The sequence below is a fragment of the Vibrio sp. Vb1026 genome (assembly GCF_033338745.1).
Classification (GTDB): Bacteria; Pseudomonadota; Gammaproteobacteria; order Enterobacterales; family Vibrionaceae; genus Vibrio; species Vibrio alginolyticus.
The window spans coordinates 304960-321309 of sequence record NZ_JAWOTH010000003.1 but is presented as its reverse complement, the minus strand read 5'-3'; the positions used below and the strand labels follow the sequence as shown (position 1 = coordinate 321309).

General features: G+C 45.5%; 16 protein-coding genes and 1 other annotated feature. Of the genes, 12 read left to right on the top strand and 4 right to left on the bottom strand.

Features of this window, described 5'->3' with window-relative positions; translation table 11 throughout:
- Window positions 1-24: 24 nt before the first annotated feature.
- Window positions 25-2388: a DNA polymerase II gene (locus R7E47_RS07975; protein WP_318084033.1), complete on the top strand. Its 2364-nt coding sequence runs from the start codon at window positions 25-27 to the stop codon at window positions 2386-2388.
- Here R7E47_RS07975 and R7E47_RS07970 read toward each other — a convergent pair.
- Window positions 2385-3152: an elongation factor P gene (locus R7E47_RS07970; protein WP_017635724.1), complete on the bottom strand. Its 768-nt coding sequence runs from the start codon at window positions 3150-3152 to the stop codon at window positions 2385-2387. The genes R7E47_RS07975 and R7E47_RS07970 overlap by 4 nt on opposite strands.
- Before the next feature lie 194 nt (window positions 3153-3346).
- Between R7E47_RS07970 and yeiP the strand changes: the two genes are divergently transcribed.
- Together yeiP and R7E47_RS07960 are read left to right on the top strand one after the other, a co-directional pair.
- A complete protein-coding gene (gene yeiP / locus R7E47_RS07965; protein ID WP_005376801.1) occupies window positions 3347-3913 on the top strand; it encodes an elongation factor P-like protein YeiP in 567 nt (188 codons plus the stop codon).
- A gap of 2 nt (window positions 3914-3915) precedes the next feature.
- Window positions 3916-4236: an HI1450 family dsDNA-mimic protein gene (locus tag R7E47_RS07960; RefSeq protein WP_005376800.1), complete on the top strand. Its 321-nt coding sequence runs from the start codon at window positions 3916-3918 to the stop codon at window positions 4234-4236.
- A 187-nt stretch (window positions 4237-4423) separates the two neighbouring features.
- On the opposite strand, the gene rluB is transcribed toward R7E47_RS07960, so the two are convergent.
- A complete protein-coding gene (gene rluB / locus R7E47_RS07955) occupies window positions 4424-5362 on the bottom strand; it encodes a 23S rRNA pseudouridine(2605) synthase RluB (RefSeq protein ID WP_005376798.1) in 939 nt (312 codons plus the stop codon).
- A gap of 565 nt (window positions 5363-5927) precedes the next feature.
- On the opposite strand from rluB, the gene R7E47_RS07950 reads away from it, so the two are divergent.
- Window positions 5928-6638, top strand: a complete 711-nt coding sequence (locus tag R7E47_RS07950; RefSeq protein WP_005376796.1) for a calcium-binding protein — start codon at window positions 5928-5930, stop codon at window positions 6636-6638.
- A 93-nt stretch (window positions 6639-6731) separates the two neighbouring features.
- Here R7E47_RS07950 and R7E47_RS07945 read toward each other — a convergent pair whose 3' ends face one another.
- Together R7E47_RS07945 and rnm are read right to left on the bottom strand one after the other, a co-directional pair.
- Window positions 6732-7352 carry an L-threonylcarbamoyladenylate synthase gene (locus R7E47_RS07945; RefSeq protein ID WP_005376791.1) on the bottom strand — a complete coding sequence of 207 codons (621 nt, stop codon included), beginning with the start codon at window positions 7350-7352 and terminating at the stop codon, window positions 6732-6734.
- Between the two features lie 59 nt (window positions 7353-7411).
- Window positions 7412-8269, bottom strand: a complete 858-nt coding sequence (gene rnm, locus R7E47_RS07940; RefSeq protein WP_005386777.1) for an RNase RNM — start codon at window positions 8267-8269, stop codon at window positions 7412-7414.
- Between the two features lie 95 nt (window positions 8270-8364).
- Here rnm and R7E47_RS07935 point away from each other — a divergent pair, with 95 nt between their 5' ends.
- The 8 genes from R7E47_RS07935 (at window position 8365) to R7E47_RS07900 (ending at window position 16311) form a co-directional block, all read left to right on the top strand.
- Window positions 8365-8490: a trp operon leader peptide gene (locus R7E47_RS07935; RefSeq protein WP_005376787.1), complete on the top strand. Its 126-nt coding sequence runs from the start codon at window positions 8365-8367 to the stop codon at window positions 8488-8490.
- Window positions 8437-8540: a sequence feature (Trp leader region), on the top strand. (Overlaps the previous gene by 54 nt.)
- A 126-nt stretch (window positions 8541-8666) precedes the next feature.
- Complete coding sequence (locus R7E47_RS07930) at window positions 8667-10232, top strand: anthranilate synthase component 1 (protein WP_025767265.1); 1566 nt, start codon at window positions 8667-8669, stop codon at window positions 10230-10232.
- Window positions 10233-10248: 16 nt separating this feature from the next.
- Window positions 10249-10857 carry an aminodeoxychorismate/anthranilate synthase component II gene (locus R7E47_RS07925; protein ID WP_226083571.1) on the top strand — a complete coding sequence of 203 codons (609 nt, stop codon included), beginning with the start codon at window positions 10249-10251 and terminating at the stop codon, window positions 10855-10857.
- A gap of 37 nt (window positions 10858-10894) precedes the next feature.
- The gene (gene trpD, locus R7E47_RS07920) at window positions 10895-11905 is read left to right on the top strand and encodes an anthranilate phosphoribosyltransferase (protein WP_226083572.1); all 1011 of its coding nucleotides are present in this window, start codon (window positions 10895-10897) and stop codon (window positions 11903-11905) included.
- 13 nt (window positions 11906-11918) lie between these two features.
- On the top strand, window positions 11919-13358 hold the full coding sequence (gene trpCF / locus R7E47_RS07915) for a bifunctional indole-3-glycerol-phosphate synthase TrpC/phosphoribosylanthranilate isomerase TrpF (protein ID WP_318084031.1): 1440 nt from the start codon (window positions 11919-11921) through the stop codon (window positions 13356-13358).
- Window positions 13359-13422: 64 nt separating this feature from the next.
- Window positions 13423-14613, top strand: a complete 1191-nt coding sequence (gene trpB, locus R7E47_RS07910) for a tryptophan synthase subunit beta (RefSeq protein ID WP_151514973.1) — start codon at window positions 13423-13425, stop codon at window positions 14611-14613.
- Window positions 14613-15419, top strand: a complete 807-nt coding sequence (gene trpA, locus R7E47_RS07905; protein ID WP_318084029.1) for a tryptophan synthase subunit alpha — start codon at window positions 14613-14615, stop codon at window positions 15417-15419. The genes trpB and trpA overlap by 1 nt, the downstream gene beginning before the upstream one ends.
- Window positions 15420-15615: 196 nt before the next feature.
- The gene (locus R7E47_RS07900) at window positions 15616-16311 is read left to right on the top strand and encodes a Crp/Fnr family transcriptional regulator (protein ID WP_005376777.1); all 696 of its coding nucleotides are present in this window, start codon (window positions 15616-15618) and stop codon (window positions 16309-16311) included.
- The last annotated feature ends 39 nt before the right edge of the window (window positions 16312-16350 follow it).

Here is a 16350-nt window from a genome sequence, read left to right as displayed (position 1 = left end):
CAAGTTTTCTAAGGTTTCTCACATTTGAATATTCAACAAGGCTTCCTGCTAACTCGACATGCACGAGACATCAAAGGTCAAACTCAAATCGAGCTGTGGCTTTCGACAGAAGCAGGCCCTACTCAGTTACTTATTAATGGTGAGAAGCCAGTATTTTTCATCGCTCAGAAACACTCAGAGCAAGCAAAGACACTCGCACGAGAAAAAAACATATTCGTCGACATCCGCCTTTTGGATCTCAAAACGTTTGAACATACGCCTCTTGCTGCCTGCTATACCAATGTAACCAGAGACACTCTCGCACTCAAAGACACATTCGCTCAAAAAGATATCACTACGTATGAAAGTGATATTCGCCTCGCCGATCGCTACCTAATGGAACGTTTTATCAAAGGCAGTATCGAGTTTACAGGCAATGTGACTCGCACCAATGGCTACCAACACGTCCAGAGCGCAAAATGCCGTGCGGGGCAATATGAGCCGAAGTTAAACGTTGTCTCGTTAGATCTAGAATGCTCTGAGAAAGGCATTCTTTACTCAATCGGATTAGACAGCGTCATGGATTCCCGCGTTATAATGATCGGAGAACCAGAACCTTCGGAGACACCGATACAATGGGTTAAGGATGAAAAAGCGCTTCTAGAAGCACTCATCGTTTGGTTTAAACAATTCGACCCCGATGTCATTGTCGGTTGGAACGTCATTGATTTTGACTTTCGTCTGCTACACAAACGAGCAGAATGGCACAACATGAAGCTAATGCTTGGTAGAGCAGACCAAGCCAGCTTTTTCAGAAGTTCATCTCAAAGCCAACAAGGGTTTATTTCCATTCCAGGGCGAGTTGTAATGGACGGTATCGATACGTTAAAAACGGCGACTTATCACTTTCGGTCTTGGTCATTAGAGTCTGTATCTCAAGAACTCTTAGGGGAAGGGAAAGAAATCCACAACGTTCATGACCGCATGGATGAGATCAATCGTATGTACCGCTCCGACAAACCATCGCTGGCTAAATATAATTTACAAGACTGCGTGTTAGTGAATAAGATTTTCAATCACACTCACCTGCTAGACTTTGCAATAGAGCGCTCTCGTCTCACTGGTGTCGAACTGGATCGTGTCGGCGGTTCGGTTGCAGCATTCACAAACCTATACATGCCTCAGATACACCGAGCAGGCTACGTTGCTCCGAACCTACACCCTGAAAATTGGATTGCCAGCCCCGGAGGTTACGTGATGGACTCCATCCCTAACCTATATGATTCTGTTTTAGTATTGGATTTTAAGAGTCTATATCCATCGATTATTCGCTCTTTCTTGATTGATCCTATGGGTTTAGTTGAGGGGTTATTGCTCGATATTGGAAAAGAAGAAAATCAGGCTGTACCTGGCTTTCGCGGTGGGCAGTTCCATCGTACGAAACACTTTTTACCAGAAATGATTGAAAAGCTTTGGGCAGCACGTGATGTTGCAAAGAAGAACAATGAAAAAGCTTTTTCTCAGGCAATCAAAATCATCATGAACTCCTTTTATGGCGTACTGGGCTCATCGGGATGTCGTTTCTTTGATACTCGGTTAGCTTCTAGTATTACCATGCGCGGACATGAAATCATGAAGCAAACTAAGGTGCTGATTGAGGAGCAAGGATATCAAGTGATTTACGGCGATACGGATTCCACATTCGTGTCGTTGAATCGACCATACAGTCAAGTAGAAGCTGACGCTGTTGGAAATCAATTAGTTGATTACATCAACTCTTGGTGGCAAAAACACCTGCGTTCTGAGTACAACCTAACATCTATGTTGGAAATCGAGTATGAAACCCATTATCGCAGATTCCTTATGCCAACGATTCGTGGCGCGGAAACTGGCTCGAAAAAGCGCTATGCGGGTTTAATCGGTGAAGGAGAGCAAGAACGGATTGTATTTAAAGGGTTAGAAAGTGCCCGTACTGACTGGACCTCGTTAGCACAGAAATTTCAAAATACACTCTATAGCATGATTTTCCATGGTGAAGATCCAAGCGACTATGTCCGAGAGATGGTTGAGAAAACTAACAACGGTGAATTTGATGAACAGTTGGTGTATCAAAAGCGACTGCGAAGAAAACTGCATGAGTATAAGAAGAACGTCCCGCCACAAGTGCGTGCAGCTCGTTTAGCCGATGAGATAAATGCCAAGCTTGGCCGCCCATTACAGTATCAAAACAAAGGGCGAATTGAATACATTATTACCGTGAACGGCCCTGAACCTTATGAGTACCTCAATAGCCCGATTGATTATCAACATTACATTGATAAACAACTCAAACCCGTTGCGGATGCGATTCTCCCTTTCATTGGGACGGACTTTGACAGGCTTTCAGCGCCACAAATGGGGTTGTTTTAGCCGATACGAAACTCTGTTTTCTGGTACTGTTTGACTAACCAATCACCAAACGCATCAATTAGCCCGATAACAGAACGCTTGGGAATACCCCGGCCAGAAAGTAAAATTTCTAGCCGCTCGATCTCAAGCTGCTTTTCAGGATGATAAGTTAAGAATACCTTGCCACATTGTATAGGGTCATCAAACCAACGTTTATCTCGATACATCACCAAAGAGTATGACGCTCTTAGTAACTTTTTTGCAATCACGCGCTGGGCGGCCACCTGCTCTTCTATCGTCTTCGCTTGTACGATTTTTTTGCGATACACCGTAATCCAATCTTCCACATCCATATTCCAGTGCTTAGCAATTTCCCAACTTGGGACGTAATCACCGAAGCAGTCTGCTAGATCATCACCATAAACACAGACACAGCAATGCTTAAGCATAAAGCCCCAAGTAAAAATACTATCTAAATTAGCCACTTCGCTCACTAAGGCTGTACGGACCGATACACCATTAACGTGAGGGTAACTCTGCTGCGCACGCCACTTAATTGTGTTGAGCAAAGTCGCGCGATTGTGCTCAAAGGATGATTGAGTAACGACAACCAAGTCTAAGTTCGACTTCCCAACGATCGCTGTTTTGCGAGCAACACTACCGTATACATAAACGCTGTGTAAGTTTTGCCCCAGTCCACCTTTGAGACAAGCGGTGACTTCCCTAATTAAAGGCGCAAACTCTGGTTGAAATGGTTGTTTAGGATCGATAACAGGCAGAGACATGACTTAAAACGTGTTCTCAGATGGTTCAAGAAGTTGGACTATATGTTCTCTTAGCCGACTCACTGAATCAAGTCCATTCAGGTGTTTAGTCATGGGAGTAACAACAAATTTCTGCAATGAATTTTAATGCTAGGCGGCTAACTTAGCGCTATAATCACCGAGTTTTGCTTAATAAGTATGAATAGGAATATACAATGCCAAAGGCAAGTGAAATCAAAAAAGGCTTCGCAATCGAGTCTAATGGTAAAACTCTTCTAGTTAAAGACATCGAAGTAACGACTCCTGGCGGTCGTGGCGGCGCTAAAATCTACAAAATGCGTTGTACAGATCTAAACACGGGCGCACGTGTAGATGAGCGTTACAAGTCTGATGACGTTGTTGAAACGGTAGAAATGAACAAACGTGCAGTTGTGTACTCATACGCTGACGGAGATGAGCACATCTTCATGGATAACGAAGACTACTCACAATACACATTCAAGCACAATGAAGTTGAAGACGACATGCTGTTCATCAACGAAGATACACAAGGTATCCACATTATCCTTGTTAACGGTGCTGCAGTGGGTATTGAACTACCATCTTCTGTTGAGCTAGTGATTGAAGAAACTGACCCTTCAATCAAAGGTGCTTCTGCATCTGCTCGTACTAAACCAGCACGCTTCGCTTCAGGTCTTGTCATCCAGGTTCCTGAGTACATTGCAACTGGTGACCGTGTTATCATTAACACAGCTGAACGTAAATACATGAGCCGAGCATAAGCATGTCTGATTTGATTTCTTACGACGACGTCATCGACGCAGCGTACGACATTTTCCTTGAGATGGCTCCAGATAACCTAGAGCCTGCTGACGTGATTCTGTTTACTGCGCAATTTGAAGATCGTGGTGCCGCAGAACTTGTTGAAACCGGTGATGACTGGGTTGAACATGTTGGCTTCGAGATCGACAAAGAAGTATATGCAGAGGTTCGTATCGGCCTAGTAAATGAGGAAAATGACGTTCTTGATGACGTATTTGCTCGTATGCTAATCAGCCGAGACCCTGAACATAAGTTCTGCCATATGCTTTGGAAACGCGATTAACGTTTCTTCATCATGAACAAAGATACCAGCCTAGTGCTGGTATTTTTTTATCTGCTGTTTTTGTTTAGCTGAGATATTTGTTTATCCAAAACACCCTGCTCTATATCGGCTTTAGATCCTTTTGTTATGTAACAGATAAGAAAAAGGCTTGCCGAATTGGCAAGCCTTTCTGATGTTTTGCTATCGATTAACGATGCTTGTTGCGTGCGCCTTGGTCACCAGCAGTCTTCTTCGGCTTACGACGAGAAGGGTTGTTGCTGCGACCTTTTGGTGTGTTAACACGCTCTTCATGGCGCTTAACTGCGCGACGAATTTTTTGGCTGCGTGCACGCTCACGTTTGCGTGACGTGTTGTCTTTGTTCAGATCAAGCATGGTTTCTTTCTCTGGACGAAGCTCTACAAGCTCACGCAAGTAGTTTACTTCTTTCAGGTCAAGCTCCATCCAACCGCCACGAGGCAGTTTCTTGTCTAAGAAGATGTCGCCGTAACGAACACGTTTCAGACGGCTAACGGTACACTCTTGCGATTCCCATAGTCGACGAACTTCGCGGTTACGACCTTCGTTGATAACAACGTAAAACGTGTGGTTCATGCCTTCACCACCCGCGTAAACAACATCTTCAAAGCGAGCTAAACCGTCTTCCAGTTCAACACCTTTTACTAGATTACGAACTTTCTGTTCAGTTACTTCACCGAACACACGTACTAGGTATTCACGTTCAACTTGGCGGCTTGGGTGCATTAAGCGGTTCGCCAGTTCACCATCCGTTGTGAAAAGTAGAAGACCAGAAGTGTTCGCATCCAGACGACCAACTGAAATCCAACGAGAGCCACGAATTTTTGGCAGACGATCAAAAACAGTACGACGACCTTCTGGATCGTGACGAGTACACAGTTCACCCTCAGGTTTGTAGTACGCAAGTACACGACAAATCACTTCTTCTTGAATCTTTGCAGAGACAATGTGACCATCGATACGAACTACGCTGCTCTCGTCTTCAAGTCTTTCACCAAGCTTAGCGACTACACCGTTCACGCTAACGCGACCAGATTTAATTAACGATTCAATCTCACGACGAGAACCGTGACCAGCACGTGCTAATACTTTTTGTAACTTTTCGCTCATTTATCTACCTATGTGTCGTCTTCACAGACGTCTAGACCAGGATTGGTCTGCATTTTGCTATTTACCCATTTCAGTGGGATTTTTCGGTCGGACATTATACGTAACTTTCTTAGTTAATGTAAGCTAAATCGGCGCCATTCTCCACACCAAAATTCACTTCAAAAATGACCGAAATATTTGTCCTATTCTGCAACTTTTTTACTACTTAATGCAGGCATTGCTCAACGAGAATCCCACTAATATCGGTCTTCCTGAACCACTTTAACCACGCGGTACCTGATAAAATTGTCAGGGTTACAACAATAACCACTTGGGGTGTGTTTACTGTTCGTATTGCTAGAAAGCAACGAAGAATAAGCCGCCCCTGTTTGCTGCTAAGTAATACCAATCACCGCAGACAATGAGCGCTCATAGCAAAGCAAGGTCGTGGGTAACAAGACAAAAATTGTCTTTAAGTCATTAGTTCACATCAAAAATAACACTAATGCTATCGTGTACTCTGACTCACTAGGTTCGCTCTGCACTCTCGGCGATTGGCATAAATCAGACAAAAAGGAATAGAACAATGTCTATGCTAAATCTCGACCTAAATTGGATTTTTGGGACATCTCAAGATGACGATATGACAGGCACAAAAGGCTCTGAAACAACCGATATCTTCTTCGGCTTCTGTGGTGATGATAAGTTTGTAGGATACGGAGGTAATGATATTGTCTTCGGTGGCTGGGGAGATGATACCTTGCTTGGTGGCCGAGGTAACGACTTTGTTTCTGGCGGCTTTGGAAACGATTTCCTATCCGGCGGATTAGGAAACGACAAACTCTTTGGTGGCTGCGGCGACGACACAATTTTTGATTATTCAGGCAACAACTACTTGAGTGGTGGCTGGGGTAACGACACGCTCGTTGTTGGTGATGGTGAATCGGTACTGAGCGGTGGCTGTGGAGACGACACCTTCGTGCTTACAAACCGCCTGGCTATTGGTGTACCTGATCAGCCAGTGTCTTCCAACGATATTGATGTTAAAGCCGACATTGTCGATTTTAATATTTTCCATGACAAACTTGTCTTTGATATGGGCCGAGACACTGATAACGATGGCATTCGAGATACGTTCTTGGATTCAGCGGATGATCTGACCTTATCTTACAATGAATGTGGCTGGGCAGTATTCTCAAGTGATGAATACAATGTTGAAGTGACACTAAACGGTGTGAGCTCTGCATACATCAACTATGCAGAACAAAATGGTATCGACATTTTCGATTTCGCTTAACCTCAATCAGTTAAGTTCAATGAGATATTCGATATGACAACTAAAATAGGAGGCGCGATGCCTCCTATTTTGTTTGACGGTGGTGTGCGTCTACTATTCGAATGGTGCAGGGTCACCTGATCCCAAACGAACTACAACAGGTTCACCTTCGCTAAAGTCAATTACAGTCGTAGGTTGTTCACCTAGGTAACCGCCATTAAGAATCACATCAACCGCATGTTCTAGTTTATCGCGAATATCCTCTGGATCAGATTCTGTTACGTCACTGCCAGGTAGAATCAACGACGTAGACATCATCGGCTCACCTAATGCTTCCAACAAGTCCAAGGCAATTTGATTGTCTGGAACACGGATACCGATGGTCTTACGTTTTGCATTCATCAAACGACGCGGCACTTCTTTTGTGCCTTTGAAGATGAAGGTGTAAGGACCTGGTGTGTTATTTTTCAGCAGTCGGAATGCAGAGTTATCCACTCGCGCATAGAGAGAAAGCTCCGACAAATCACGACACAGTAAAGTAAAGTTATGCTTATCATCCAGACGACGAATCTGACAGATTCGTTCCAGTGCCTGTTTGTTCTCCAACTGACAGCCAAGTGCGTACCCTGAATCAGTAGGGTAAACCACAACGCCGCCGTTACGAATGATTGCTACTGCTTGATTAATCAAGCGAGCCTGTGGGTTTTCTGGGTGAACGTAAAAAAACTGGCTCATTGTAATTCCTCATTATCGAGCCTCTCGGCTCTATATTTTTATGGGTTCTCGACTTCGTATTACTGAGTATTATTCAACGAAGGATCTATTCCCCAATCTTTCCAAACTGGTTCGACGCCAGCAGGCAACCATAGGTTCCTTCCTAGCTCCATCCACGGTGATGGGTAGTGAAAATCACTGCCTTGAGAGGCTAATAGTTTGTATTGTATAGCATAATCAGCCAAGTTGCGCCTTTCTTGTTGTGCTTGCTGTGGCTGTGCAACTTCCATCGCATCACCACCTGCTTCGACAAACGCTGCTAGAAGACGCTTAATCCACTTCGCTGTCAACTTATATCTGCCAGGATGCGCTAATACCGCCATTCCACCAGCCGCATGGATAGCATCAACCGCATCCTTCATCGAACACCAATTCGGTGGTACATAACCTGGGTTATTACGCGTTAGGTATTTTTTAAACACCATTTGCATGGTTTTTGCGTAACCATTATCTACCAACCATTTCGCGAAATGCGCTCTTGTCACTGGAGCATCACCGGCGATTTGCCTTACCTCTTCAAGCACACCTACTCGAGTTGCTTTTTGTAGTCGCTCTGCAATTAACTCAGATCGTGTTATGCGATGCTGCTTCTGCTGTTCTATGAGGGCAGATAATTGTTCATTTTCCGGATCAATATTCAGGCCGACAATATGAATGTCTTTGTTTTGCCAGACGGTCGATATCTCAATGCCATTGATGATTTTTATCGGCAAATTATTATCTTGAACGTATTGCTTAGCTAACGCCAAACCGTCAACCGTATCGTGATCAGTGATCGCCAAAACCTCGATATCAAAACTCAGCGCCCTTTCCACTAAATCTTTAGGTTCTAACCGACCGTCCGATGCAGTGGTGTGACTATGTAAATCAATTCTCATATTTTTATCGTTTTAATGCCGTTTTGGGGTTGACTTTTTACTCTCGCACTAGTTAACTAGTACATAAATACAAAGTACGTAATTTAAGGTTCACCATGTTACAAGAATTTAACCAAAACCAAAAAGCGAAAGTTGCGGTTTGTCTTAATAAGGCAAACTCATCAGATCTTGCTTGGTGGCGCACTTGGACTAGTTCTTGGTGGGCAAACGTATACTTCTAGTTTATAGAACCAAACGTTGTAAAGCCCGCTACTTAAGCGGGCTTTTTTGTTTTGTTGATCATTTCACATTCAACTGCCTAAACATTAATCGAATATAGCCAACTCTAGATTGGGAGAACGTTTGCTTTATGCGACTATGTACGGCAGGAAGATTTAAACAGCTACAAGGAGGTCTTGTGAACAAGGCCATTGAAATTAAGAAACTTGGACAGCTTGAAGTGCTAACGGCTTCCGTCCCTTATACTCAAGACCCGACTCGCTTGTTCCACACACTATGTGAGAACAAAACTGACAGCCTATTGCTGGAATCTGCTGAGATCGATTCAAAGCAAAATTTAAAATCCCTGCTGATCGTAGATTCAGCGGTTCGCATTGTTTGCTTCGGCCATACCGTTAGCATGCACGCCTTGACCAATAACGGTAAAAACCTACTGTCTCACCTAAACCAGAACATCCGTGGTGACGTTGAGAGCAAGTTCGATGGCGAAACGCTAACTTTGGAGTTTAACCAGCCATGCGACACGTTAGATGAAGACTCTCGCCTACGTGAAGCCTCTTCTTTCGATGCGCTGCGTTTGGTTCAGCATAGTTTTGATATTTCACAGCAAGACAAACACGCAATTTTCCTTGGTGGTCTGTTTGCCTACGACTTAGTCGCAAACTTTGAGCCGCTTGGTAATGCCGAAGCAACAAATCAGTGTCCAGATTACGTTTTCTACGTCGCGGAAACACTACTTGTTGTCGACCATCAAACGGAATCTTGCCAGCTTCAAGCGACGTTGTTTGTTGATGGTTCAGAGAAAACAGCGTTAGAGACTCGTATTGCAGAAATTAGCGCCCAGTGTGCAGCGCCAAAACTGTTGCCGAGTGCAGAGCAAATAACAGATGTAACGGTAGAACCTAGCGTGTCTGATGCAGACTTCTGCCAAACCGTTCGCGACTTAAAAGAGTTCGTAGTGAAAGGCGATGTATTCCAAGTTGTACCGTCTCGTAGATTCACTCTACCTTGTCCTTCTCCACTGGCGGCTTACAAAGAACTGAAACAAAGTAACCCAAGCCCTTACATGTTCTACATGCAAGATGAGCTGTTCACTCTGTTTGGCGCATCACCTGAAAGCGCGCTTAAGTATGAAACCGATACCAACCAAATTGAAATCTACCCAATTGCAGGCACACGTCGCCGCGGTAAGCGCCCGAATGGAGAGATCGATTTCGACCTAGATAGCCGCATCGAACTTGAACTACGCACCGACATGAAAGAAAACGCAGAACACATGATGTTGGTTGACTTGGCACGTAACGACGTCGCTCGTATTGCTCAAGCTGGCACTCGCCACGTAGCAGACCTTCTAAAAGTCGACCGTTACAGCCACGTGATGCACTTGGTATCACGCGTGGTTGGTCAACTGCGTGAAGACCTAGACGCACTGCACGCATACCAAGCTTGTATGAACATGGGCACGCTCACTGGTGCACCAAAGATTCGCGCAATGCAGTTGATTCGCGATGTGGAAGGCGCACGTCGCGGTAGCTACGGCGGTGCGGTTGGTTACCTAACTGGTGAAGGCACACTCGACACGTGTATCGTCATTCGCTCAGCTTACGTAGAAAACGGCATTGCTCAAGTTCAAGCTGGTGCAGGCGTGGTGTTCGACTCTGATCCGCAAGCGGAAGCAGACGAAACGCGCGGCAAAGCACAAGCGGTAATCTCTGCTATCCAAGCAGCGCATAAGTCACAATAAGGAATAGGGTTCAGAGATGGCTAATATCATTTTTATCGACAACTTTGACTCGTTCACCTACAACCTTGTGGATCAATTCCGCTCGCTAGGTCACTCAGTCAAGATTTACCGAAACAACATTCCAGCAGAAACCATTGAACAAGCGATAAACGAGCTTGAAAACCCGGTGGTTCTGCTATCGCCAGGTCCTGGCGCACCGTCAGAGGCAGGCTCAATGCCGGAGCTTATCCAACGCATGAAGGGCAAAGTGCCGATGATCGGCATTTGTCTTGGTCACCAAGCGATTGTTGAAGCATACGGCGGCACCGTTGCTGGCGCAGGCGAAATCATTCACGGTAAGGTCTCTATGATGGAGCACCAAAACCATGCGATTTACCAAAACCTACCATCACCACTTGCAATTGCACGTTACCACTCGCTGGTTGCGACCAAGGTTCCTGAGAGCCTAACCATCACAGCAGAAGTGGATGACTTGGTAATGTCTGTTGTACATGAAGAAGATAAAGTTTGCGGGTTCCAGTTCCACCCGGAATCTATTATGACGACCTACGGAGCGACACTGTTGGCCAATGCCATTGAATGGGCACTTGAAGAACAAACTTCAACGAACCCACTCACTGCTTAAAAAGCACTTGGCACATAAGAAATTTAGGAGAGGAAATATGGAAGCAATCATCAACCCTATTATTACCAAACTGTACGAGCAAGAATCGCTTACTCAGGAAGAAAGCCAACAGCTATTCGACATCATTATCCGTGGTGAACTAGATCCAATTTTGATGGCGTCAGCACTGACTGCACTAAAAATCAAAGGCGAAACACCAGATGAAATTGCAGGCGCGGCGAAAGCACTGCTGGCAAACGCAAACCCATTCCCTCGCCCAGATTACGATTTCGCAGATATCGTAGGTACTGGTGGCGACGGTCACAACACCATCAACATTTCAACCACTGCGGCGTTTGTTGCTGCAGCATGTGGGCTAAAAGTAGCGAAACACGGTAACCGCAGCGTTTCAAGCAAGTCTGGTTCGTCTGACCTTCTTGATTCATTTGGTATCAACCTAGCTATGAGCGCAGAAGATACGCGCAAAGCGGTAGACGATATTGGTGTTGCTTTCCTATTTGCACCTCAGTACCACGGTGGTGTGCGCCATGCGATGCCAGTGCGTCAAACCATGAAAACACGCACTATCTTTAACATTCTTGGCCCACTGATTAACCCTGCTCGTCCTAACATCGAATTGATGGGCGTTTACAGTGAAGAACTGGTTCGTCCTATCGCAGAAACCATGCTACAAATGGGTATGAAGCGCGCCGCTGTAGTACACGGCAGTGGTTTGGATGAAGTGGCGATTCACGGTGAAACAACCGTTGCGGAAATCAAAGACGGTAAGATCACAGAATACAAACTAACGCCTGCAGACTTCGGTCTAGAAGCGCACCCGCTAGAAGCGATCAAAGGTGGCGATCCTGAAGAAAACAAAGCGATCATTACCAATATTCTGACGGGTAAAGGTACAGACGCACAATTGGGCGCAGTGGCGGTGAACGTTGCCCTGCTAATGCGTCTATTCGGCCTCGAAGATTTAAAAGCCAACACGCAACAAGCGATTGAGGCAATGAATTCAGGCAAGGCGTACCAATTGGTACAACAACTTGCCGCACACGCTTAAGGAATTGAAGAAGATGACTGACTTCAACACTCAGCAAGCTGACAACCTGTCTGAACACGTTTCTAAGAAAGAAGCAGAAATGGCAGAAGTACTGGCGAAAATTGTCCGCGACAAATATCAGTGGGTCGCAGACCGTAAGGTGTCTCAACCGCTAAGCACATTTCAGTCTGATTTGCTGCCATCGGACCGCAGCTTCTACGATGCTCTGAGTGGCGAAAAGACGGCATTCATCACCGAATGTAAGAAGGCATCTCCTTCTAAAGGTTTGATTCGTGATCATTTCGACTTGGATTACATCGCATCGGTTTACAACAACCACGCAGATGCGATTTCAGTCCTAACAGACGAGAAGTACTTCCAAGGTAACTTTGACTTTCTTCCTCAAGTGCGCGGTCAAGTCAAACAACCGGTTCTGTGCAAAGACTTCATGGTAGATACCTACCAAGTTTACCTAGCACGTCATTACAGTGCTGATGCCGTGCTACTGATGCTTTCTGTCCTGAATGACGAAGAGTACAAAGCGCTAGAGGAAGCAGCACACAGCCTGAACATGGGTATCCTGACCGAAGTCAGCAACGAAGAAGAGCTTCATCGTGCCGTTAAGCTTGGCGCACGCGTTATCGGCATTAATAACCGTAACCTTCGCGACCTAAGTACTGATTTGAATCGTACTAAAGAACTGGCACCGACCATTCGTGAACTGGCTCCTAACGCAACAGTAATCTCAGAATCTGGCATTTATACACATCAACAAGTTCGTGAGTTAGCGGAATACGCAGACGGATTCTTGATTGGTAGTTCACTGATGGCGGAAGACAACCTTGAACTTGCAGTACGTAAAGTGACGTTAGGCGAAAACAAAGTGTGTGGCTTAACGCATCCAGATGACGCAGCAAAAGCGTATCAATCTGGCGCAGTATTTGGTGGCCTGATTTTTGTCGAGAAGTCGAAGCGTGCGGTTGACCTTGAAGGTGCTCGCTTAACCATGAGCGGTGCTCCACTGAATTACGTTGGCGTTTTCCAAAATCACGATATCGATTTTGTTGCTTCTGTCGTGACCTCTTTGGGTTTAAAAGCAGTGCAGCTGCACGGTCAAGAAGACCAAGCTTACGTAAACCAACTCAAAGCCGAACTGCCAGCAGCGGTAGAAATTTGGAAAGCTTACGGCGTGACTGATGCCAAGCCAGAACTACTTGCAGAAAACATTGATCGCCATTTATTAGATGCGCAAGTTGGCACTCAAACTGGCGGAACTGGTCAAGTGTTCGACTGGTCACTGATCGGCGACCCAAGTCAAATTATGCTAGCGGGCGGACTGTCGCCAGAAAATGCTCAACAAGCAGCGACACTAGGTTGCTTGGGATTAGATTTAAACTCTGGTGTAGAAAGCGCACCAGGCAAAAAAGATTCACAGAAGTTGCTCGCGGCCTTCACCGCCATTCGCAGCTACTAAAGCTGGATATCAGCTAAAAAATTTAAAGCTATTCGTAGCGAAAAATACGAGAAGGAATATAACGATGGCAAAACTGAATGCCTACTTTGGCGAATACGGCGGTCAGTACGTTCCGCAAATTCTAGTTCCAGCACTGGAGCAACTAGAGCAAGCGTTTATCGACGCGCAAGAAGATCCAGAATTCCGCAGTGAATTCATGACGCTTCTTCAAGAGTATGCGGGCCGTCCAACGGCTTTGACTCTAACTCGTAACCTAACCAAAGGTACGAAAACCAAACTGTACCTAAAACGTGAAGACCTACTTCACGGTGGTGCCCACAAGACTAACCAAGTGTTGGGTCAAGCGCTACTTGCGAAACGCATGGGCAAAAACGAAATCATCGCTGAAACTGGCGCAGGTCAACACGGTGTTGCAACCGCACTAGCATGTGCACTGCTTGGCCTTAAGTGTCGCGTGTACATGGGTGCAAAAGACGTTGAGCGTCAAAGCCCGAACGTATTCCGTATGAAGCTAATGGGCGCAGAAGTTATTCCTGTCCACTCGGGTTCAGCAACACTTAAAGACGCATGTAACGAAGCGCTGCGTGACTGGTCTGCAACTTATGAAGATGCACACTACCTATTAGGTACAGCGGCAGGTCCTCACCCATTCCCAACCATCGTGCGTGACTTCCAACGCATGATTGGTGAAGAAACGAAGAATCAGATTTTGGCACGTGAAGGTCGTCTTCCTGATGCGGTTATCGCATGTGTGGGCGGTGGTTCAAACGCTATCGGCATGTTTGCTGACTTCATCGAAGAAGAAAGCGTTCGCCTAATTGGTGTTGAGCCAGCAGGTAAAGGTATCGATACTGACCAGCACGGTGCACCACTTAAGCATGGTAAAACAGGCATCTTCTTCGGTATGAAAGCGCCATTGATGCAAGATCCAAACGGTCAAGTAGAAGAGTCTTACTCGGTATCTGCTGGCCTTGATTTCCCTTCAGTTGGCCCACAACACGCACACCTAAACGCAATTGGCCGTGCTGAATACGACAACGTGACAGACGATGAAGCGCTAGAAGCATTCCAAGAGATTGCACGCCATGAAGGCATCATCCCTGCTCTTGAATCTTCTCACGCACTGGCTCATGCACTGCGTATGGCTCGAGAGAACCCAGAGAAAGAACAATTATTAGTCGTTAACCTATCAGGTCGTGGTGACAAAGACATCTTCACCGTACACACCATCTTAGAAGAAAAAGGAGCAATCTAATGAGCCGTTATGAGAAGATGTTTACGCGCCTAAACGAAAAGAACCAAGGCGCATTTGTACCGTTCGTAACGGTTTGCGATCCAAACGCCGAGCAGTCTTACAAAATCATGGAAACACTGGTCGAGTCTGGTGCTGATGCCCTTGAACTCGGTATTCCATTTTCAGATCCTCTTGCGGATGGCCCGACTATCCAAGGTGCGAACATTCGTGCTCTAGATTCAGGCGCAACACCGGATATCTGCTTCGAACAAATTGGTAAGATCCGAGCTAAGTACCCAGAGCTACCTATTGGCCTTCTGATGTACGCGAACCTTGTTTACTCTCGTGGTATCGAGAACTTCTATGAGCGTTGTGCAAAAGCAGGCATCGATTCTGTTTTGATTGCAGATGTGCCAACTAATGAAAGTGCCGAATTTGTTGCTGCTGCAGAAAAGTTTGGTATTCACCCAATCTTCATCGCACCACCAACCGCAAGTGATGAAACACTGAAGCAAGTATCAGAGTTAGGTGGCGGCTACACTTACCTACTCTCTCGTGCAGGTGTTACTGGCGCAGAAACCAAAGCAAACATGCCTGTAGGTCATATGCTGGATAGACTGAACCAATTTGATGCACCACCAGCGCTACTTGGTTTTGGTATCTCTGAGCCAGCACAGGTGAAACGAGCACTAGAATCTGGCGCCGCTGGTGCAATTTCTGGTTCAGCCGTGGTAAAAATCATTGAAGCGAACGTTGAGCAGCCACAAATTATGCTCGACAAACTAGGTGAATTCGTTTCTGCAATGAAAGCTGCCACTCAAAAATAATTTCAGTTTGATATGACACAACAACGCCCGCTTAACATTATGTTTAGTGGGCGTTTTCTTACTATCGCGTTTATACCACGTCATTTTTTGTTCAACGCCCGCACTTTCCAAATCTATCTCAAGCAGAGCACTCAAAGAGTGTTAAGCTTGGGTAACTTAACTAACTCAATAAAGCAATGTGCAGTAAGGTTGCTACATGGAAGAAGTCAAAACACTGCTAGCCAAATGTCCTGTACTATCAGGGCTGCCAGATAAAGGGCTTAGTGAAGCAGCGCAAATGACTAAGGTTCGCTGCTTCGACGAAAAAGCACTGATTTGCAATAAAGGTGCGCTTCAATCTTCTCTTATGGTCATAGCTCAAGGTGCAGTGAGAGTGAACTCAATTAGTTCAAAAGGCAAAGAAGTCACACTGATGATTTTCGAAGCTGGTGGCTGGTTTGGAGACAATGTTTTTTCTCCCGGCATGCCTCGTATTTTTGGTGCGACCGCGCATTCGGACGTGACTGTAATGGAGCTTCCTGGAGATAAATTTCGCCAATTACTCGCCAAATACCCTCAAAGTTACCCCACTATACTCGACTTACTTAGCCGCCGCTTGTGGTCTGCTATTTCTGTTATCGAAGATGACGCGATTAGAGGAATTGAAGAACGAGTCGCCAAAAGGTTGCTGCTACTTGCTGAATACCAACTTAATCAAGCGATCGATACTCGACCATGCGTTGTCAGGGTAACAAGAGAACATATCGCTAACATGATGGGGCTAACTCGTCAGAGCGTACACAAGATACTAAAACGATTAGAAAGTATTGGGATGCTAGAGCTAAACTATGGCTCAGTAACCATTACCAATCCGAAACGCTTAGAAGAATACTTTAAAGAACTCGAGCAATAGATCCATTCAACAAACGCTAAGTATTGTCTAACGATAGCT

What these genes read in the sequence shown, in the direction of transcription:
- R7E47_RS07970 (WP_017635724.1), bottom strand. Translation starts at nt 3,152, where the DNA reads ATGTCTCTGCCTGTTATCGATCCTAAACAACCATTTCAACCAGAGTTT.
- yeiP (WP_005376801.1), top strand. Translation starts at nt 3,347, where the DNA reads ATGCCAAAGGCAAGTGAAATCAAAAAAGGCTTCGCAATCGAGTCTAAT.
- R7E47_RS07960 (WP_005376800.1), top strand. Translation starts at nt 3,916, where the DNA reads ATGTCTGATTTGATTTCTTACGACGACGTCATCGACGCAGCGTACGAC.
- rluB (WP_005376798.1), bottom strand. Translation starts at nt 5,362, where the DNA reads ATGAGCGAAAAGTTACAAAAAGTATTAGCACGTGCTGGTCACGGTTCT.
- R7E47_RS07950 (WP_005376796.1), top strand. Translation starts at nt 5,928, where the DNA reads ATGTCTATGCTAAATCTCGACCTAAATTGGATTTTTGGGACATCTCAA.
- R7E47_RS07945 (WP_005376791.1), bottom strand. Translation starts at nt 7,352, where the DNA reads ATGAGCCAGTTTTTTTACGTTCACCCAGAAAACCCACAGGCTCGCTTG.
- rnm (WP_005386777.1), bottom strand. Translation starts at nt 8,269, where the DNA reads ATGAGAATTGATTTACATAGTCACACCACTGCATCGGACGGTCGGTTA.
- R7E47_RS07935 (WP_005376787.1), top strand. Translation starts at nt 8,365, where the DNA reads ATGTTACAAGAATTTAACCAAAACCAAAAAGCGAAAGTTGCGGTTTGT.
- R7E47_RS07925 (WP_226083571.1), top strand. Translation starts at nt 10,249, where the DNA reads ATGGCTAATATCATTTTTATCGACAACTTTGACTCGTTCACCTACAAC.
- trpD (WP_226083572.1), top strand. Translation starts at nt 10,895, where the DNA reads ATGGAAGCAATCATCAACCCTATTATTACCAAACTGTACGAGCAAGAA.
- trpCF (WP_318084031.1), top strand. Translation starts at nt 11,919, where the DNA reads ATGACTGACTTCAACACTCAGCAAGCTGACAACCTGTCTGAACACGTT.
- trpB (WP_151514973.1), top strand. Translation starts at nt 13,423, where the DNA reads ATGGCAAAACTGAATGCCTACTTTGGCGAATACGGCGGTCAGTACGTT.
- trpA (WP_318084029.1), top strand. Translation starts at nt 14,613, where the DNA reads ATGAGCCGTTATGAGAAGATGTTTACGCGCCTAAACGAAAAGAACCAA.
- R7E47_RS07900 (WP_005376777.1), top strand. Translation starts at nt 15,616, where the DNA reads ATGGAAGAAGTCAAAACACTGCTAGCCAAATGTCCTGTACTATCAGGG.